This is a genomic window from Streptomyces sp. NPDC053541 (genome assembly GCF_044544705.1).
In the GTDB taxonomy this organism is placed as follows: Bacteria; Actinomycetota; Actinomycetes; order Streptomycetales; family Streptomycetaceae; genus Streptomyces.
This window is the reverse complement of sequence record NZ_JBITXM010000008.1, coordinates 170,608-189,618: the sequence shown is the minus strand read 5'-3', so window position 1 is coordinate 189,618 and position 19,011 is coordinate 170,608. Positions and strand designations below refer to the sequence as shown.

Annotated in this window: 17 protein-coding genes; 4 read left to right on the top strand and 13 right to left on the bottom strand. The window is 70.7% G+C overall.

All coding sequences use genetic code 11. The features are described 5' to 3' along the window. Positions 1 to 49: 49 nt before the first annotated feature. Both pafA and ACIGW2_RS21510 read right to left on the bottom strand, forming a co-directional pair. On the bottom strand, positions 50 to 1,411 hold the full coding sequence (pafA, locus tag ACIGW2_RS21515) for a Pup--protein ligase (protein WP_356067336.1): 1,362 nt from the start codon (positions 1,409 to 1,411) through the stop codon (positions 50 to 52). Between the two features lie 9 nt (positions 1,412 to 1,420). Further along, positions 1,421 to 2,758 (bottom strand): MFS transporter, encoded by a 1,338-nt coding sequence (locus ACIGW2_RS21510; RefSeq protein WP_399845131.1) that lies wholly within the window; start codon positions 2,756 to 2,758, stop codon positions 1,421 to 1,423. A gap of 124 nt (positions 2,759 to 2,882) precedes the next feature. On the opposite strand from ACIGW2_RS21510, the gene ACIGW2_RS21505 reads away from it, so the two are divergent. Further along, complete coding sequence (locus ACIGW2_RS21505; protein WP_399845129.1) at positions 2,883 to 3,902, top strand: LacI family DNA-binding transcriptional regulator; 1,020 nt, start codon at positions 2,883 to 2,885, stop codon at positions 3,900 to 3,902. A 105-nt stretch (positions 3,903 to 4,007) separates the two neighbouring features. Here the strand turns inward: ACIGW2_RS21505 and prcA are convergent, their stop codons facing one another. The 6 genes from prcA to arc all read right to left on the bottom strand — a co-directional run bounded on the left by prcA (position 4,008) and on the right by arc (position 10,050). Further along, positions 4,008 to 4,760 carry a proteasome subunit alpha gene (gene prcA / locus ACIGW2_RS21500; protein WP_356067330.1) on the bottom strand — a complete coding sequence of 251 codons (753 nt, stop codon included), beginning with the start codon at positions 4,758 to 4,760 and terminating at the stop codon, positions 4,008 to 4,010. A gap of 62 nt (positions 4,761 to 4,822) precedes the next feature. Beyond that, entirely contained in the window at positions 4,823 to 5,662 is an 840-nt protein-coding gene (gene prcB / locus ACIGW2_RS21495) for a proteasome subunit beta (RefSeq protein ID WP_361580171.1), read from the bottom strand. Beyond that, entirely contained in the window at positions 5,614 to 6,027 is a 414-nt protein-coding gene (locus ACIGW2_RS21490; protein ID WP_399845126.1) for an endonuclease VII domain-containing protein, read from the bottom strand. Before ACIGW2_RS21490 ends, prcB begins: the two co-directional genes overlap by 49 nt. A 222-nt stretch (positions 6,028 to 6,249) precedes the next feature. Next, positions 6,250 to 6,462 (bottom strand): ubiquitin-like protein Pup, encoded by a 213-nt coding sequence (locus tag ACIGW2_RS21485; protein ID WP_030759619.1) that lies wholly within the window; start codon positions 6,460 to 6,462, stop codon positions 6,250 to 6,252. Between the two features lie 135 nt (positions 6,463 to 6,597). Further along, positions 6,598 to 8,118 carry a depupylase/deamidase Dop gene (gene dop / locus ACIGW2_RS21480; protein ID WP_356067325.1) on the bottom strand — a complete coding sequence of 507 codons (1,521 nt, stop codon included), beginning with the start codon at positions 8,116 to 8,118 and terminating at the stop codon, positions 6,598 to 6,600. A 165-nt stretch (positions 8,119 to 8,283) separates the two neighbouring features. Next, complete coding sequence (arc, locus tag ACIGW2_RS21475) at positions 8,284 to 10,050, bottom strand: proteasome ATPase (RefSeq protein WP_391653877.1); 1,767 nt, start codon at positions 10,048 to 10,050, stop codon at positions 8,284 to 8,286. A 242-nt stretch (positions 10,051 to 10,292) separates the two neighbouring features. Here arc and ACIGW2_RS21470 point away from each other — a divergent pair, with 242 nt between their 5' ends. Then, positions 10,293 to 10,604: a ferredoxin gene (locus ACIGW2_RS21470; RefSeq protein WP_361580177.1), complete on the top strand. Its 312-nt coding sequence runs from the start codon at positions 10,293 to 10,295 to the stop codon at positions 10,602 to 10,604. 67 nt (positions 10,605 to 10,671) lie between these two features. Here the strand turns inward: ACIGW2_RS21470 and ACIGW2_RS21465 are convergent, their stop codons facing one another. From ACIGW2_RS21465 to ACIGW2_RS21455, 3 genes are all read right to left on the bottom strand, one after another. Further along, the gene (locus ACIGW2_RS21465) at positions 10,672 to 11,235 is read right to left on the bottom strand and encodes a hypothetical protein (protein ID WP_399845123.1); all 564 of its coding nucleotides are present in this window, start codon (positions 11,233 to 11,235) and stop codon (positions 10,672 to 10,674) included. A gap of 228 nt (positions 11,236 to 11,463) precedes the next feature. After that, positions 11,464 to 12,351: a tRNA (adenine-N1)-methyltransferase gene (locus ACIGW2_RS21460; protein WP_019884997.1), complete on the bottom strand. Its 888-nt coding sequence runs from the start codon at positions 12,349 to 12,351 to the stop codon at positions 11,464 to 11,466. Positions 12,352 to 12,369: 18 nt separating this feature from the next. Continuing rightward, positions 12,370 to 13,503 (bottom strand): site-2 protease family protein, encoded by a 1,134-nt coding sequence (locus ACIGW2_RS21455; protein ID WP_399845384.1) that lies wholly within the window; start codon positions 13,501 to 13,503, stop codon positions 12,370 to 12,372. A 214-nt stretch (positions 13,504 to 13,717) separates the two neighbouring features. Here ACIGW2_RS21455 and ACIGW2_RS21450 point away from each other — a divergent pair, with 214 nt between their 5' ends. Next, positions 13,718 to 14,590, top strand: a complete 873-nt coding sequence (locus ACIGW2_RS21450) for a PD-(D/E)XK nuclease family protein (protein ID WP_361580182.1) — start codon at positions 13,718 to 13,720, stop codon at positions 14,588 to 14,590. Between the two features lie 50 nt (positions 14,591 to 14,640). Continuing rightward, a complete protein-coding gene (locus ACIGW2_RS21445) occupies positions 14,641 to 15,312 on the top strand; it encodes a response regulator transcription factor (protein ID WP_132914643.1) in 672 nt (223 codons plus the stop codon). An 85-nt stretch (positions 15,313 to 15,397) separates the two neighbouring features. On the opposite strand, the gene ACIGW2_RS21440 is transcribed toward ACIGW2_RS21445, so the two are convergent. Further along, positions 15,398 to 16,978, bottom strand: a complete 1,581-nt coding sequence (locus ACIGW2_RS21440; protein WP_391653881.1) for an ABC transporter substrate-binding protein — start codon at positions 16,976 to 16,978, stop codon at positions 15,398 to 15,400. 68 nt (positions 16,979 to 17,046) lie between these two features. Further along, positions 17,047 to 18,636, bottom strand: coding sequence for an ABC transporter substrate-binding protein (locus tag ACIGW2_RS21435; protein ID WP_399845122.1), 1,590 nt, complete (start codon positions 18,634 to 18,636; stop codon positions 17,047 to 17,049). Positions 18,637 to 19,011 lie beyond the last annotated feature (375 nt).

Sequence of the window (19,011 nt, the reverse complement as noted above, 5' to 3'; positions counted from 1 at the left end):
GCCCCGCACGCGGGGCGTGCGGGGCCGGGTGCACCGAGCGCCGGAGGTCCTACATTCCGGCGATCAGCTTTTCCACGCGGTCGTCGACCGAGCGGAACGGGTCCTTGCACAACACGGTGCGCTGCGCCTGGTCGTTGAGCTTGAGGTGGACCCAGTCGACGGTGAAGTCCCGGCGCTGCTCCTGGGCGCGCCGGATGAAGTCGCCGCGGAGCCGGGCGCGGGTGGTCTGCGGGGGCACCGACTTGCCCTCGAAGATCTTCACGTCGTTGCACACCCGGGCCGCCTGGCCGTTCTTCTGGAGCAGGTAGTACAGGCCGCGGCGGCGGTGGATGTCGTGGTACGCGAGGTCTATCTGGGCGACCCGCGGGTGCGACATGGTCATGTTGTGCTTGGCCCGGTAGCGCTCGATGAGCTTGTACTTCATGACCCAGTCGATCTCGGTCTCGATGCGGTCGAGCTGCTCCTGCTCGATGGCGTCGAGGGTACGGCCCCAGAGCTCCAGGACCTGGGCGACGGTGCCGGTGCGGATGCCGCGGCGGTCGACGAAGTCGGCGGCCTTCTCGTAGTACTCCCGCTGCACCTCCAGGGCGGAGGCCTCGCGGCCGCTGGCGAGCCGCACCTTGCGCTGGCCGGTGATGTCGTGGCTGACCTCGCGGATGGCCCGGATCGGGTTCTCCAGGGTGAGGTCGCGCATGACGGTGCCCGCCTCGATCATGCGCAGCACGAGGTCGGTGGCGCCGACCTTGAGCAGCATGGTCGTCTCGGACATGTTGGAGTCGCCGACGATGACATGGAGCCGGCGGTAGCGCTCGGCGTCCGCGTGCGGCTCGTCGCGGGTGTTGATGATGGGGCGCGAGCGGGTGGTGGCGGAGCTGACGCCCTCCCAGATGTGCTCGGCGCGCTGGGAGACGCAGTAGACGGCGCCGCGCGGGGTCTGCAGCACCTTTCCCGCGCCGCAGATCAGCTGGCGGGTGACGAGGAACGGAATGAGGATGTCCGCGAGCCGGGAGAACTCGCCGTGGCGGGCCACCAGATAGTTCTCGTGGCAGCCGTAGGAGTTTCCGGCGGAGTCGGTGTTGTTCTTGAAGAGATAGACGTCGCCCGCGATTCCCTCCTCGTGCAGGCGGCGTTCCGCGTCGACGAGGAGTCCTTCGAGAATGCGCTCGCCGGCCTTGTCGTGGGTGACCAGTTCGACCACGTTGTCGCATTCGGGAGTTGCGTATTCCGGATGCGAACCCACGTCAAGGTACAGACGGGCGCCGTTCCGCAGGAAGACATTGCTGCTGCGGCCCCATGACACGACACGGCGGAAGAGGTAGCGCGCCACTTCGTCAGGAGACAGTCGGCGCTGTCCCCTGAACGTGCACGTGACGCCGTACTCGTTCTCCAGCCCGAAAATGCGGCGGTCCATGTCTGAACATTACGCCTGAAGCCCTGGGCTGAAACCGGGTTCGGCCGCCCCGTTTCGATCATTTTCCGATGAGTGCGCGGTGTTTTCGGCCCGGGCACCGTCGGGGCCGGCGTCCGGGACTCCCCCGCTGACGGCGTGTCGCGGGCGCGGGGCGGGCTCGGTGCCGAGCACCCGGCCGGTGGCGAGGAGGACCAGGAAGGCCACCAGTCCGCCGATCCCGGCGACCGCGAATCCGGCCGGGGTCCCGGCCAGTTCGACGGCCGGCCCGGAGACGGCCGAGCCGAGGGCGGCGCCCACGCCGAAAGTGGTGACGAGCCAGGAGAAGGCCTCGGTGACGGTGCCGGCCGGGGCGTGCCGGTCGACCACGATGAAGGCGCAGGCGATGGCGGGGGCCAGGAAGACGCCGGCCAGGGCGGCGAGGGCGGTCATCGCGCCCGGGCCGGGCACCAGGACCAGCGGGAGGTAGCCGAGCGCGAGCAGCAGGACCAGGACCCGAAGCCGCCGTTCGGGGGCGCCGGCCCAGTGGCGGGCGCCGTAGGCGACGCCGCCGACGAGGGCACCGAGGCCGAGGGCGGCCATCAGCCAGCCGTACACGGCCTCGTTGCCGCGGTCGTCGGCGTAGGCGACGGCGGCGACCGTGATGGAGCCGAGGGCGAGGCCGACGAAGAAGAACGAGGCGAGCAGCGCGAGCAGCCCCCGGGAGCGCAGGGCGCCCAGCCAGTGCGCCTCGCGGGGCGCGGAGCGCCAGGCCCGGGAGGGCCCCGAGAGCACCACGGACAGGGCGCCGAGGACGCCGAGCAGGTTGATGACGAGCAGCGCGCCGGCGGGCGACCACAGCGCGACCAGCAGGGTCAGCAGCAGCGGGCCGACGGTGAACATCACCTCCTGGGCGACGGCGTCCAGGGCGTAGGCGCGGTGCACCCGGTCCTCGCGGCCCAGGACGCTCGGCCACAGGGCGCGCAGCCCGCCCTCCAGGGGCGGGGTGAAGAGCCCGGCGACCAGGACGGCGGCGTAGGCGAGGAGCAGGTTGCCGATGCCGGTGACCGCCAGGGCGGCCATGCCGAGGGCGGAGATCACGGCGGCGGGCAACTGGACCCGGGGCTGGCCCTTGAGGTCGACGGCCCGCCCGAGCAGCGGCTGCCCGACGGCGGTGGCGAGGCCGTAGGCGGCGATGAGGCCGCCGGCCAGGCTGTAGCTGCCGCCCTCGGCGCGGGTGAAGACGGTGATGGCGACCGGCCCGGTGCCGTTGGGGAGGCGTCCGACGAGCGTGCCGACGAGCAGCCGCGCCGCGTGCGGCGCGCGCAGGATGTCGAGATAGCCGCCGTTCGCCGGGGCAGCGCCGGCCATGTTGGTCTCCCCTCCCGGGGCATCCACCCGAGGTTTTACGTATAACTCCGTCCGTCATACGTACCATGTCGGGAGCACGCCGGTCCACCCCGCGTGCCGGACCGTCCCCGACCCGGAGGCTCCAGTGCACACGCCGGAACAGCCCGCCGCCACTCGGCCCACCAGCCGGGACGTCGCCCGGGCCGCCGGCGTCTCCCAGGCCACCGTCTCCCTGGTGCTCGGCGACAAGTGGCGCGGCCGGGTCTCCGAGCGCACCGCCGGCGCCGTCCGCGAAGCCGCCACCGCCCTCGGCTACCGCCCCAACCTCGCCGCCCGCAACCTCCGCCTCGGCCACACCCGCACCGCGCTCCTGGTCGTCCCCGCGCTCACCAACGAGTTCTTCGCCCGCGTCTACACCGGCGCCGCCACGGTCGCCGCCCGACACGGCTTCGGCGTGGTGCTCTACCCCTCCCCCGACGGCGTCGGCCCCGCCCGCGACCCCTTCGCCTCGGCCCGCGCCGCCCTCGACGGCGTCATCGCCTCCTCCATGGCCACCGACGCCCTCAAGGCCTTCGGCGGCACCGACCTGCCGCTCGTCATGCTGGACAGCGACCCCGCCGGCGGCGGCGCCGCGGCCCACGTCAACCTCGACATCGCCGACGGCATGCGCCAGGTCACCGGCCACCTGCTCGCCCTCGGCCACCGGCGCTTCCTCCACCTCGCCTCCGCCGTGCCCTCCTGGACCTTCGACGTGCGCGCCGCCGCCCTCGCCGAGGCCCTCGCCGGAGCCTCGGTGACGACCGTACGGGCACCCCTGGACGTCCAGGGGGCCCGCGGGGCCGTCGAACGCGCCCTCGCCGGGCCCAGGCCCCGGCCCACCGCGATCGTCTGCGACGACGACATCCTCGCGGCCGGCGCCTGCAAGGCGGCCCGCCGGCTCGGCCTGCGGGTCCCCGAGGACCTCTCCGTCACCGGCTTCGACGACCTCGCGCTCGCCACCGCCGTCGAGCCCGAGCTGACCACCGTCGCCCTGCCCGCCGAGCGCATCGGCGAGCGGGGCATGGCAGCCCTCCTCGCCGTCCTGGACGGCCGCGAGCCCGAGCGCGGCGACCTGCCGGTCACGCTGACCGTACGCGGCTCCTCGGGCCCCGCACCGGCCGCCTGAGCCCCTTCCCGTACGCCTCCGCACACGCGCGCGGCATGACGAAGGCCCCGGCACCGTACGCGTACGTACGGCTCCGGGGCCCCGCGGTCGCCCTGGCCGGGCGGCCTACTCCTCGGCGGCCTCGTCGGACGGGTCGTCCGTCTTCGTCACGGCCGCGTCGTCCGCCTCCAGCAGCCGCTTCAACTGCCGGCCGACGATCCGCTTGAACTTGCGCTGCTGCGGACGCGTGCGGTCCAGGACGGCCACCTCCAAGCGCTCGGCCGGGATCTCCCGCTCACTGCCGTTGGTGTCCCGGGACAGCGCCTGCACGGCCAGCTTCAGGGCCTCGGCGAGCGACATCCCGTCCCGGTGCCGCTGGTCCAGGAAGGAGCTGATCTGCTCCGCGTTGCCCCCGACCGCGACCGAGCCGTGCTCGTCGACGATCGAGCCGTCGTGCGGGAGCCGGTAGATCTGGTCGCCCTCGGGCTCCGTGCCCACCTCGGCGACGACCAGCTCCACCTCGTAGGGCTTCTCCCCCGCGCTGGAGAAGATCGTGCCCAGGGTCTGGGCGTAGACGTTGGCCAGCCCACGGGCCGTGACGTCGTCCCGGTCGTAGGTGTAACCGCGCAGATCGGCGTAGCGCACGCCGCCGATCCGCAGGTTCTCGTACTCGTTGTACTTGCCGGCCGCGGCGAAGCCGATCCGGTCGTAGATCTCGCTGAACTTGTGCAGGGCGCGGGACGGGTTCTCGCCGACGAAGACGATGCCGTCGGCGTACTGGAGGACGACAAGGCTGCGGCCTCGGGCGATGCCCTTGCGGGCGTACTCCGCCCGGTCGGCCATGGCCTGCTGGGGTGAGACATAGAACGGCGTGGACACCGGCTACCGTCCCTTTCTTCCGGTCTGAAGGGCGCTGGAGGGCTGCATCGGTCGGGGAGTGCTCAGAGCAGGGCCGCGCGCGGTCCGTCGGGCTGCTCCAGACGCCGCTCCGTGACCGAGCGGGCCAGCTCCGAGGACTCCGCCTCGCTGAGCCTGCGGAATCCCTCCTCGGTGATGACGGTGACGATCGGGAAGATCCGGCGGGCCAGGTCCGGGCCGCCGGTCGCCGAGTCGTCGTCGGCGGCGTCGTACAGCGCCTGGACGACGAGGGTGGTGGCCTGCTGCTCGGTCAGGTCGTCCCGGTAGAGCTTCTTCATCGACCCGCGCGCGAAGATCGAGCCCGAGCCGGTGGCGGCGTAGCCGTGCTCCTCGGAGCGGCCGCCGGTGACGTCGTAGGAGAAGATCCGGCCCTTCTCGCGGCCCTCGTCCCAGCCGGCGAACAGCGGGACGACGGCCAGGCCCTGCATGGCCATGCCCAGATTGCTGCGGATCATCGTGGACAGGCGGTTCGCCTTGCCCTCCAGGGAGAGCGTCGCGCCCTCCACCTTCTCGAAGTGCTCCAGCTCCAGCTGGAACAGCTTCACCATCTCCACGGCCAGGCCGGCGGTGCCGGCGATGCCGACCGCGGAGTACTCGTCGGCCGGGAACACCTTCTCGATGTCCCGCTGCGCGATCATGTTCCCCATGGTCGCCCGCCGGTCACCGGCGAGCACCACGCCGCCGGGGAACGTGGCCGCCACGATCGTCGTGCCGTGCGGCGCCTCGACGATGCCCTCGGGGAGCTTCCGGTTGCCCGGGAGCAGCTCCGGCGAGTGCTCGGCGAGGAAGTCGATGAAGGAGGACGAACCCGGCGTCAGGAAGGCTGCCGGTAGACGCCCTGTGCTACGAGTGTTGGGTTCCACAGGTTTCCTTCCACGTAAGCGGCTGCACGCCTTATGACGTCCGGCCGATCCTTGAGTTGCCCCAGAGCCGCGTTGCAGCTGAAGCACAGTACGCCTCGGACCTTACCCGTCCGGTGATCGTGATCCACATGCTCCGCGGGGCCCTCCTGGCAGAGCAGGCAGACCCCGCCCTGGGCGGCGATCATCCGATCACGCTCGGCTTCGGTGATGCCGTACTTGCGCTTGAGATGCCCTGCTCGACCCTGCGCCTTCTTGCAGGCCTTGCAGAGAGTGGCAAGGCCGTCCGACGCGGTGGCGTTGCGATGCCAGTCGCTGTGCGGCTTGACCTCACCGCACTGCCGGCACAGCTTGTGCCCGACCGGCACGTCCGCCCTGCTTCGGACGACCTTGCCCTTGGCTGCCTGTCTGACCCGGTAGCGCGTCGCCCCGTACGCGGCAACGCATTCCCGGCACCTCGATTGCAGTCCGTCCCCGCGATTACAGTCCCGCGCGAATCCGGTCAGCGGGACGTCCCGCCCGCAACCGCGGCACAACTTGACAGCCTCTGACATTTCCCCGCCCCTGCGACTTCACCTTCGATTCGAAGGCTACTCGCCGCCTTTTTGCACGAAGCTTCGAACGAAATCCTCTGCGTTCTCCTCGAGCACGTCGTCGATTTCGTCCAGGACGGAATCCACGTCGTCCGAAAGCTTCTCCTGGCGTTCCTTGAGGTCGGAGCTCGCCTCCGCCGTGGTCTCCTCGACCTCCTCGGTGGAACGCGTCGCCTTCTGCTGTCCGCCGCCGGTGTCCTTGGTCGCCATAAACCTCACCCCGCTCGAATCGGCCCGCTCGTGTGGGTCTGTACAAGATCAGACCCTACAAGCCGGGACTGACATCGGCCCGCAGTTTCCACAACGACCGGGCACTGGTCTCATGATTCCCAGCGCCCGGGCATTTCAGCCGCCCGAGCCGCCGGAAAGCACGCGGACCAGTTCCTCGGCCGTGCGGCAGCGGTCCAGGAGCTCCTTCACGTGGTTCCGGGTACCCCGCAGGGGTTCCAGGGTCGGCACCCGCTGGAGCGAGTCGCGGCCCGGGAGGTCGAAGATGACCGAGTCCCAGGAGGCCGCGGCCACGTCGTCCGCGTACTGCTCCAGGCAGCGGCCGCGGAAGTAGGCCCTGGTGTCCTCCGGAGGGCTCGTCTCGGCCCGTACGACCTCGTCCTCGTCCAGGAGGCGCTTCATGCGCCCGCGGGCCGCCAGGCGGTTGTAGAGGCCCTTCTCGGGGCGCACGTCCGCGTACTGGAGGTCCACCAGGTGCAGCCGGGCGGCGTCCCAGTCCAGGCCGTCGCGGCGGCGGTAGCCCTCCATGAGCTCCCGCTTGGCGACCCAGTCCAGCTCGCCGGCCAGGCTCATCGGGTCGTTCTCCAGGCGCCCGAGGGTGTCCTCCCAGCGGGCCAGGACGTCCTTGGTCTGCTCGTCGGCGTCGGAGCCGTAGCGCTCGTCCACGTACTTCCTGGCCAGCTCGAAGTACTCCATCTGGAGCTGCACCGCGGTGAGCGTCCGGCCGCTGCGCAGCGTGATCAGGTACTGGAGCGAGGGGTCGTGGGAGACCTGGTGCAGGGTGCGCACCGGCTGGTCGACGGCGAGGTCGACGGTGATGAAGGAGTCCTCGATCATGGACAGCACCAGGGCGGTGGTGCCCAGCTTGAGGTAGGTGGAGATCTCGGAGAGGTTGGCGTCGCCGATGATCACGTGCAGCCGCCGGTACTTCTCGGCGTCCGCGTGCGGTTCGTCGCGGGTGTTGATGATGGGGCGCTTGAGGGTGGTCTCCAGGCCGACCTCGACCTCGAAGTAGTCGGCGCGCTGGCTGATCTGGAAGCCGTTCTCGCGCCCGTCCTGGCCGATGCCGACGCGGCCGGCGCCGGTGACGACCTGCCGGGAGACGAAGAAGGGCGTCAGGTGGCGCACGATGTCCGAGAAGGGGGTCTCCCGCTTCATCAGGTAGTTCTCGTGCGTGCCGTAGGAGGCGCCCTTGTTGTCGGTGTTGTTCTTGTAGAGGTGGATCGGCTGGGCGCCGGGGAGCTGGGCGGCCCGCTCGGCCGCCTCGGCCATGATCCGCTCGCCGGCCTTGTCCCAGAGCACGGCGTCGCGCGGGTTGGTGACCTCGGGGGCGCTGTACTCGGGGTGGGCGTGGTCCACGTAGAGCCGGGCGCCGTTGGTCAGGATGACGTTGGCGAGGCCGATGTCCTCGTCGGTGAGCTGGCTGGAGTCGGCGGCCTCGCGGGCGAGGTCGAAGCCGCGGGCGTCCCGCAGCGGGTTCTCCTCCTCGAAGTCCCAGCGGGCGCGGCGCGCCCGGTGCATCGCCGCCGCGTAGGCGTTGACGATCTGGGACGAGGTGAGCATGGCATTGGCGTTGGGGTGTCCCGGGACGGAGATCCCGTACTCCGTCTCGATGCCCATTACTCGCCGTACGGTCATGCGGCCCTCCTTGCCCGGCGCCGCTCCCCGCACGGTGCGTGATTCGGCGGTACCCACGAGCCTAGAGCGGCCGCGCGTCGTCGGGGAGATCGAATGCGGTTCGGTGAGTGGAATACGACGGCTGCGGATGCCCGAATTCCGGACATCCGCAGCCGGTGCGCGTCCCTACAGGTACTGACCGGTGTTCGCCACCGTGTCGATGGAGCGTCCGGTGTCCGCGCCCTGCTTTCCGGTGACGAGGGTGCGGATGAAGACGATCCGCTCGCCCTTCTTTCCGGAGATGCGGGCCCAGTCGTCCGGGTTGGTGGTGTTGGGCAGGTCCTCGTTCTCCTTGAACTCGTCCACGCATGCCTGGAGGAGGTGGGAGACGCGGATGCCCTTCTGGTCGTGGTCGAGGAATGCCTTGATGGCCATCTTCTTGGCCCGGTCGACGATGTTCTGGATCATCGCGCCGGAGTTGAAGTCCTTGAAGTAGAGGACTTCCTTGTCGCCGTTGGCGTACGTGACCTCGAGGAAGCGGTTCTCCTCGGATTCCGCGTACATCTGCTCGACCACGGACTGGATCATCGCGTGGGCGGCGGCCTCCTTCGATCCGCTGTGCTCGGCGAGGTCGTCGGCGTGCAGCGGGAGCGAGGGGGTGAGGTACTTGGCGAAGATGTCCTTGGCCGCTTCCGCGTCCGGGCGCTCGATCTTGATCTTGACGTCGAGCCGGCCGGGCCGCAGGATCGCGGGGTCGATCATGTCCTCGCGGTTGGAGGCGCCGATGACGATGACGTTCTCCAGGCCTTCCACGCCGTCGATCTCGGCGAGCAGCTGCGGGACGATGGTGTTCTCCACGTCCGAGCTGACTCCGGATCCGCGGGTGCGGAAGAGGGATTCCATCTCGTCGAAGAAGACGATGACGGGGGTGCCCTCGCTCGCCTTCTCCCGGGCACGCTGGAAGACGAGGCGGATGTGCCGCTCGGTCTCGCCGACGTACTTGTTGAGGAGCTCGGGGCCCTTGATGTTGAGGAAGTAGGACTTCCCCGCGGGCTGGCCGGTCACCTCGGCGACCTTCTTGGCAAGGGAGTTGGCGACGGCCTTCGCGATGAGCGTCTTGCCGCAGCCGGGCGGGCCGTAGAGCAGGATGCCCTTCGGCGGCCGCAGTTCGTGCTCCTTGAAGAGGTCCGGGTAGAGGTACGGGAGCTCGACCGCGTCGCGGATCAGTTCGATCTGGTTGCCCAGACCGCCGATCTTGTCGTAGTCGACGTCCGGGACCTCTTCGAGGACGAGTTCCTCGACCTCGCTCTTCGGGACGACCTCGTAGACGTATCCCGACCGGGGTTCCAGGAGCAGGGCGTCGCCGGGGCGGATGGTGATGTCGAGCAGCGGCTCGGCGAGCCGCACCACCCGCTCCTCGTCGGTGTGCCCGATGACCAGGGCGCGCTCGCCGTCCTCGAGGATCTCCTTGAGGGTGACGATGTCCCCGGCGCGCTCGAATTCCATGGCCTGGACCACGTTGAGCGCCTCGTTGAGCATGACTTCCTGGCCCCGCTTGAGCTGGTCGAGCTCGACTCCGGGGCTCACGTTCACCCGGAGCTTGCGGCCCCCGGTGAAGATGTCGCAGGTGTCGTCCTCGTTGGCCTGCAGGAAGACACCGAAGCCGGCCGGCGGCTGGGCGAGCCGGTCGACCTCCTCCTTGAGGGCCACGATCTGGTCGCGGGCCTCACGGAGGGTATTGGCGAGCCGCTCGTTCTGTGCGGACACGCCGGCCAGGTTCGTCTGCAGCTCGACGATCCGCTCCTCGAGAATCCTCGTGTGACGCGGAGAGTCGGCGAGCTTGCGGCGCAGGACGGCGATTTCCTGCTCGAGATAGGCAACCTGACCGGCGGGGTCGTCAGACCCCCGACCGGGCCGGATGCCGCGGTTGATGTCGTCGTCGTGGGCTGCCACGGTCCTCACCTCCTCCAAGGGGAGCTGGACGCTTCCTGACCCTACCTGGGTGGGTGATGATTGAAACCCCTAGATCAAAAAGACTGCGGGGTGTGTCCGATCTTCACCCTTGCGCTTCCCCTCACGCCAGGGGAATACCCACCGGCGGTCATTGCAAAAGCGCCCGGTTGTATCGTCGTGGGTGGTCAACACCCGTCAGGCGTGACCGGACTTAGAGAATCGACGCAGAAACGGCAGGCGACATGACCGTGCAGCAGGAGACCCCGGCCACGGGCGCCGAGGAGGCGCTGGAGGTCTGGATCGACCAGGACCTGTGCACCGGGGACGGTATCTGCGCGCAGTACGCTCCGGAGGTCTTCGAGCTCGACATCGACGGGCTCGCATATGTGAAGAGCGCGGACGACGAGCTGCTCCAGGAGCCGGGCGCGACGACGCCGGTGCCGCTGCCGTTGCTGCGGGACGTGGTGGACTCGGCGAAGGAGTGCCCGGGCGACTGCATCCACGTGCGGCGGGTCGGCGACGGTGTCGAGGTGTACGGCCCGGACGCGGAGTGACCGTGCGGTGACCGGGGGGTGGGGCGCCCCGGGGCCGGGCCGGTCCCGGGGGAGCGTTGCCCCCTGGTCAGACGGCGCGGGCCGGGTCCTGGCCGGTGCGGACGAAGGCGCCGCCCCGCCAGCGCCAGGTGACCTGCTCGCGCAGGTCGGGGCAGCAGCTGGGGACGTCCGCGGAGGAGTAGCCGAGCAGGGTGGCGTGGACGGCGCCGTCGCGGACGGCGAGGTCGCCGATGTTCTTCAGCTGCGAGGGTTCGACCAGCGTGGCCACCACGCGCGCGGCCGGGGTGCCGGCGCCCTTGCCGCGGGTGAGCACGTAGACGCCGCTGGGCGGCGTGCCGGAGCCGGCTTCGCAGTGCACGACTGCGACGGTCTCCGGGTTCCCGTCCCCGTCGAGGTCCCCGCCGGCCTTGCGGGCGACGGTGCTGGGGGCTCCCCCGCACTCCAGCGGGTAGTGGGCGGTGGCGGCGTCGGGCGCGGGCAGCGGGACCGGGGGTGCGGCGGTGGCGCCGGCCGGGTCGGGCTGCAGCAGTCCGGCGAGGGCGACGACTCCGGCCATGGCGGCCGCGGTGGCCAGCCAGTGCACCGGCCGGGCGTGGGTGTGCGCGAGGTCCGGGACGGCGGAGGTCTGCACGCGGGGCGTCTCCTGTGAGTGGTGCGGAAGGAGTTCGTACGGTGAACGGGCATCGTGCCACACGTCACAGGAGGGCGGAACAGGCGGGGTGCGGACGGGCCGTACGGGGCGGGGCTCGGGGTCGGCCGGGGGCCGGACATGAGGGTGCCGCCGCCGGTTCCCCGCCCGGGGGCGGGAACTCGGCGGCGGCACGCGCGCGTTGTCGGGGCGTCAGCCCCCCTGTGGGCGTCAGCCCTTGTTGGGACCCTCGTAGTCCTCGCCGTAGGCGCCCTTGGCGGGGCGGCGGCGGCGCATCGGGGGCTCCACGCCGTCGGCGAGCCGGCGGGCGGTGACGAGGAAGCCGGTGTGGCCGATCATGCGGTGGTCCGGACGGACGGCCAGGCCCTCGACGTGCCAGTTGCGGATCATGGACTCCCAGGGCTGCGGCTCGGCGTAGCAGCCGAACTCGCGGATGGACTCCACGGTGCGCGCGAGCTGCGTGGTGGTGGCCACGTAGCAGCACAGGATGCCGCCGGGGACGAGCGCCTTGGAGACGGCCTCCAGGCACTCCCAGGGGGCGAGCATGTCGAGGATGACACGGTCGACGTCGGTGTCGGAGAGGTTGTCCTGGAGGTCGCCGACGGTCAGCTGCCACGCGGGGTGCGGGCCGCCGAAGTAGCGCTCGACGTTGCCCTTGGCGATCTCGGCGAAGTCCTCGCGGCGCTCGTAGGAGTGCAGCATGCCGCTGTCGCCGATGGCGCGCAGCAGGAAGGAGCTGAGCGAGCCGGAGCCCACGCCGGCCTCGACGACGCGGGCGCCGGGGAAGATGTCGGCGAAGGCCAGGATCTGCCCCGCGTCCTTGGGGTAGACCACGGCGGCGCCGCGGGGCATGGACAGGACGTAGTCGGGGAGCAGGGGGCGCAGCGCCAGGTAGGCGACGTTTCCCGTGGTACGGACAACGCTGCCCTCGGGAGCACCGATCAGCTCGTCGTGCGGGAAGGAACCCTTGTGGGTGTGGAAGTTCTTCCCGGCCTCGAGCGTGAACGTGTAGTGGCGTCCCTTGGGGTCGGTGAGCTGGACCTGGTCCCCGACCTTGAAGGGCCCGCGACGGCGGGCGGCACCGGTCGGTTCGGACATGTGAACAGGGTACCGGTGTTACGACGAGGGTCGTGCCATGGCCTTCACGAAGGCGCGCTCCACGTCCGCGGTGGAGAGGACTCCGTAGATCTCGCCGCCTTCCTCGATCACCAGGTATTCGGTGGCCGGGCTGGCGCGGAGGTGGTCGAGGAGGGGCTGGCCGGCGAGGTCGGCGGGGACGCGCATGCCGTCGGCGAGGTCCTGGGAGAGGGCGCTGACGGCGACCCAGGGGCGGCGGTGCTGGGGGACGGAGGCGATGGCGGTCTCGCGGACGATGCCGGTGGGGGCGCCCTGGCCGTCGACGACGACGAGGGCGCGGGCGCCCGCCTCGTTGGCGCGGCGCAGCGCCTCGGAGAGCGGGGTGGCGGTCTCCACGGGGATGGCGCGGCGGGTGAGGGTGCGGGCGCGCAGTTCGGGGAGGTGCTCGCGCAGGCGGGCCATGCGGAGGCTGTTGCCGGCGCCGGTCCAGATGATCGCGGCGAGGATGGCGGCGAGCAGGGCGTCGGTGACGGTGGTGAAGCCGCTGATGTCCTCGGTGGAGTTGCCGAGCAGGCCGGTGCGGGTGAGCAGCGGCAGTCCGATGAGGACGGTGACGGCGAGCGCGCGGCCGACCCAGGCGGCGGCGACGGTGCCGGTCATCGCGTTGCCGGTGAGCTTCCAGACGACGGCGCGGAGCATCCGGCCGCCGTCGAGGGGCAGGCCGGGGAGCAGGTTGAAGATCGCGACGATGAGGTTGGAGATCATCAGCCCGCCGAGCAGCACGCCGGGGACGGTGCCGGGTTCGACGGCGTACATGGCGAGGTAGAAGACGCCGGCGAGGACGAGGGAGAGCAGCGGGCCGACGAAGGCGAGGACGAACTCGCGGCCGGGGGTCTCGGTCTCCTTGTCGATCTCGGAGACGCCGCCGAAGAACTGGAGCTGGATGCGGCGCACGGGGAGCTTGAAGCGGAGCGCGGCGAGGGTGTGGGCCAGTTCGTGGACGAGCACGGAGGCGTAGAAGGCGATGGCGAAGAACAGGGAGACCAGGTAGCGGGCCGCGCCGAGGTCGGGCAGGACGCGTTCGATCTGGTCGCCGAAGACCCAGGTGATGAGGGCGGCGACCAGGAACCAGCTGGGCGCGACGTAGACGGGCACGCCGAAGGGGCGGCCCATCAGGATGCCGCCGCCCGGCTCCTCGGTCCGCTGCGGCTTGGACTCGTCCTGGTTCACGGGTTCCTTTCGTCGCCGGGCGGGGCCCGCGCACTGGGTCACGGTTCGATCATGCAGTGCGACGGGTCCTGCGTCGATGGTATTCCGCGTGTGCCCCCGGGCGGGATCTGGGTCGGGGCGGTGCTCGCTGTCGGTGGCGGGCCGTAGGGTCTGTGTCATGAGTACGAGCGAGCAGCCGCCGGTGGCGGCGGTGGAGCCCCGGGCACCGATGTCGTTGTCGCCGTCGCGGGCGAGCGACTTCATGCAGTGCCCCCTGCTCTACCGGTTCCGGGTGATCGACCGGCTGCCGGAGAAGCCGAGTGCGGCGGCGACCCGCGGGACGCTGGTGCACGCGGTGCTTGAGCGCCTGTTCGACGCGCCGGCGGTGGAGCGGACGGCGCCGCGGGCGAAGGCGCTGGTGCCGGGGCAGTGGGACCGGCTGTTGGCCTCGCGGCCGGAGCTGGGCGAGCTGTTCGAGGGGGACGCCGAGGGGGAGCGCCTCGCGCGGTGGCTGTCGGAGGCGGAGGCGCTGGTCGAGCGGTGGTTCACGCTGGAGGACCCGACGCGTCTGGAGCCGGCCGAGCGTGAGCTGTTCGTGGAGACGGAGCTGGCTTCGGGGCTGCGGCTGCGCGGGGTGATCGACCGGGTGGACGTGGCGCCGACGGGCGAGGTCCGGATCGTGGACTACAAGACGGGCAAGGCGCCCCGCCCGGAGTACAGCGAGGGCGCGCTGTTCCAGATGAAGTTCTACGCGCTGGTGGTGTGGCGCCTGCGGCAGGTGGTGCCGCGCCGGCTCCAGCTGGTGTATCTGGGCAGCGGTGACGTGCTGACGTACGACCCGGTGGAGGCCGATCTGCTGCGGGTGGAGCGCAAGCTGCACGCGCTGTGGGAGGCGATCCGGCTGGCGACGGAGACGGGTGACTGGCGGCCCCGGCCGACGAAGCTGTGCGGCTGGTGCGACCACCGGGCGGTGTGCCCGGAGTTCGGCGGCACTCCCCCGGTGTATCCGCTGCCGGTGGTGCCCGCGCGCCCGGCGGAGTCCGGCGCGTAGCCCCAGGGCAGAATGGATCACGTCCCGCCCGTGCCGTGAAGGAGTTGTCCGTGGCTATCCGCGTCCTACTGGTCGACGACCAGCCGCTGCTGCGCACCGGTTTCCGGATGATCCTGGAGGCCGAGCAGGACATCGCGGTGGTGGGTGAGGCCGGTGACGGTCTCCAGGCCCTGGACCAGGTGCGGGCCCTGCAGCCCGACGTGGTGCTGATGGACATCCGGATGCCGCGGATGGACGGGGTGGAGGCGACCCGGCAGATCACCGGGCCGGGCCGGGACGGTCCGGCGAAGGTGCTGGTGCTGACCACCTTCGACCTCGACGAGTACGTGGTGGAGGCGCTGCGGGCGGGGGCGAGCGGCTTCCTCCTGAAGGACGCCCCGGCGACCGAGCTGGTGCAGGCGATCCGGGTGGTGGCGGCCGGCGAGGCGATGCTGGCCCCGTCGATCACGCGGCGGTTGCTCGACAAGTACTCGGCGCACCTGCCGTCGGGCGAGGAGCAGGTGCCGGACACGCTGAACACGCTGACGGACCGCGAGGTCGAGGTGCTGAAGCTGGTGGCCCGTGGCCTGTCGAACGCGGAGATCGCGGCGGATCTGTTCGTCAGCGAGACGACGGTGAAGACCCATGTCGGGCACGTGCTGACGAAGCTGGGCCTGCGGGACCGGGTGCAGGCCGCGGTGTACGCGTACGAGAGCGGTCTGGTGCGCCCCGGGGCGCAGTGACGGTGCCGTTGCGTACGGAGGCGGTACGGGGAAGGGCCCGGCGCGCGGGTGGCGCGGCGGGCCCTTCGTCGTGCCGGGGGGCGGGTCAGCCCTTCTTGATCTCCCAGAAGCGGAAGACGGTGGAGGCGTCCAGGGTCCATTCGAGGCCGGTGACGTCCTCGCGGGCGACGGCGTACTGCTTGCCCTGCCACAGCGGCAGCAGCGGGAGCTCGTCGGCGACGAGGTCCTGGACCTTGGTGTACGTGGAGCCGGTCGCGGACCGGTCGGGCGAGGCGGCGACGGCGGGCAGCAGCTCGCCGGTGATCAGGGCGTTCTTGTAGCGGTTGCCGAGGACGTTGTCGTCGCCGAAGAAGGGCGAGGTGAAGTTGTCGGCGTCCGGGTAGTCGGGGACCCAGCCGCGGACGTACACGCCGTACTTGCCGGCGTCGACGTCCTTCTCGTACTGCTCGTAGTCGGCGACCGACTGGACCTTGGCGTCGAACAGGCCGCTGGCGTTGAGCTGGCCGGCTATCGCCTCCATCATCTGGTCGGTGGAGGGTCCGAAGCGGCTGGGGGTGGACCAGAGGGTGAGCTTGACCTTGCCGGTGATCCCGTCCTTGCGCAGCGCCTGCTCGGCCTTGGCCTTGTCGGGCGCGCCGTAGGTGTCGAAGAACGAGGTGGCGTGGCCGGCGATGCCGGCCGGGACGATGGAGTACAGCGGCGTCGCGGTCGACTTGTAGACGTTCTGGACGAGCGCCTCGCGGTCGACGAGGTGGGCGATGGCCTTGCGGACGCCGAGCTTGCCGACGACCGGGTCCTTGACGTTGAAGACCAGGTGCTGGACCTCGGCGCTGGAGCCCTGGACGACCTGGATGCCCTTGGCGTCGTCCTGGGAGTTCTCCAGGGCGGCGATGTCGTCGGCGGAGAGGCCTCGGTAGGCGACGTCGACCTCGCCGCCGGCGAGGGCCTTGGCGAGGGCCTCGCGGTCGCCGCCGTAGAGCTTGAGGGTGACGCCGCCGTTCTTGCGCTTGGCGTTGCCCTGGTAGCCGCTGTTGGCGGAGAAGACGGCCTCGGTCTCGCCGAAGGAGTCGAGCTTGTACGGGCCGGAGCCGACCGCCTTGCCGTCGGTGCGCAGCGCGTCGGCGGGGTAGGAGCGGTGGTCGACGATGGAGCCGGCGCCGGAGGCGATCTTGCTGGGGAAGGTGGCGTCGGCGACCTTGAGCCGGAAGACGACGGTCTTCTCGTCGGGGGTCTCGATGGAGGCGATCGAGGAGAGCAGCGGGGCCGGGCCGTTGGGGTCGGCGATCTTCAGGGCGCGCTCGAAGGAGAACTTGACGTCCTCGGAGGTGAGCGGGTTGCCGTTGGAGAACTTCAGGCCCTCGCGCAGGGTGCAGGTGTAGACCTTGCTGCCGCCGGAGAAGGCGCACTCGTCGGCGGCGTCGGGCTCGGGCTCGGAGCCGCCCTTGGGGAAGGCGAGCAGGGACTGGAAGACGTTGTTGAACAGCACCCAGGAGCCGGGGTCGTAGCCGGCGGCCGGGTCGGTCGCGACGATCTCGTCCGACATGCCGACGCGGACGGTGGTTCCGGCGTCACCGGTGCCGCCCTTTTCGGTGCCGCAGCCGGACAGCAGGGTCGCGGCCAGGCCCGCGGCGAGCGGAGCGGTCAGCCACTTGTTGTGTGCCTTCACAGAACTTGCCTCGTGATCTCTTGCCAGGCCGGCCGCGCGGACAGTGCGCGGCCGGTACAACGAAGGGGTCAGGCGGTGCCGCGGCCCAGCTCCCACAGGAGCAGGTCGGAGGAGGTGTTCAGCGCCCACTCGACGCCGGTGATGTCGTTCCGGGCGGCGACGTACTGCTTGCCCTGCCACAGCGGCAGCACCGGAACGTCCTTGGCGACGATCTTCTGGATCTGCTCGAAGACCGGGGCCGCGGCGGTGCGGTCGGCCTCGCGGCGCGACTGCGGGATCAACCGGTCACGGACGGACTGGTTGACGTACGGGGTGTTGAGGAAGTTGTCGCTGTCCAGGAAGGGGGCGACGTAGTTGTCCGGGTCCGGGTAGTCGGGGAACCAGCCGAGGCCGTAGACGGCGTAGTCGCCGCGCTTCTGGGCCGGTCGGAACTGGGACCACTCGGTGCCCTGGACCTTGGCGTCGAAGAGCTTGGAGGCGTTGAGCTGGGCGCGCAGCGCCTCGAACTCCTCGGCCGTCTCGGCGCCGTAGTGGTCGGTGGTGTAGTGCAGGGTGACCGGGACGGGGGTCTTGACGCCGGCCTCGCGCAGCAGCTTGGCGGCCTTCGTCGGGTCGGGCTCGCCGTAGGTGTCGATGAACGAGGTGGCGTGGCCGGTGATGCTGGAGGGGATCAGGGAGTAGAGCGGCTGGGCGGTGGGGCCGTAGACCTGCTCGATGAGGCGGCCGCGGTCGATCACGGAGGCCATGGCCTGCCGGACGGCCTTCTCCTTGACGGCGGGGGCCTTGGTGTTGAAGCCGAGGTAGCGGATCTCCAGGCCGGGGACCTCGGTGAGGTTGATGCCCTCCTGGGGCTTCTCGGTGAGTTCCTTGATCTGCGGCTGCGACATGGCGCGGGCGGCCATGTCGATGTCGTCGGCGCGCAGGGCCTTGTCCATGCCGGCGGCGTCGTCGAAGGTGCGCAGTTCGACCTTGTCGTTGCGCATGCTGACGTCGCCCTGGTACTTCGGGTTCTTGGTGAAGACGAAGCGGGTGACCGCGGAGCCGGAGACCTCGGCCTTCATGGTGTACGGGCCGGAGCCGTCGACCTCGAAGCCCTCGCGCAGCGCCTTGGCGTCGTACTTGGCCTTGCTGAGGATGCCGGCGACGGGCGTGGAGAGCTTGTACGGGAAGGTGGCGTCGGGCGTCTTGAGGTGGAAGACCACCTCGAGCTCGCCGCGGGTCTCGACGGTGTCGATGTTGGAGAGCAGGGCGGCGGTGCCGTTGTCGGACTTGATGGCGAGCACGCGCTCGACGGAGAACTTCACGTCGGCGGCGGTGAGCGGGGTGCCGTCGGCGAAGGTGAGGCCCTCGCGGAGCGTGCAGCGGTAGCTCTCGCTCTCCTTGTCGGAGAAGCCGCAGCTGCGGGCGGCCTCGGGGACCGGGGCGCCGCCGCCGCGCGGGACGTGCATCAGGGTCTGGAGGGTCTGCCGCAGGATGTTCCAGGCGCCGGTGTCGTAGGCGAACGCCGGGTCGAGCGGCGCGGGGGCGTCCTCCGTGGCGACGAACCGGTCCGTGGTGCCGACGACGATCGCTCGGTTCTCGTCCCCTCCCCCGCAGCCGGCGAGCAGCGGGGTGAGCAGTGCGGCCAGGGCGGGCAGCACCAGGGTCTTGCGGTTCATCAGGGACGTTCTCCTCATCCGGCACGGGGTGACGGCCGGCACTGGTACAGCGGCTTCGGTCACTCCGTCGGCCGCCCGGTCGGGGCGGTGGCGATCGGGCCGGGATGGGGGTGCGATCGGTCCTGTGTACACGGCGACTTGGGTGGGCGCCGGGGCACGCGGTGGGGTGCGGCGGAGTACTCGCGAAAGCGTAGTCGGCGGTGCTGGTGCCGCTGGACGGGAGCAATCGGAGGGAAGACCCCCGGGGCGCGCAGGAATACGGTGCGTTCGATACCCATGCAGGGGAATGATTCGTACGCGGGCGATCGAATCGGGACACAAAGGCAGGGTGTAACCGCCGGTTTCGGGACACCGCACGCAGATGGGCCACCCACC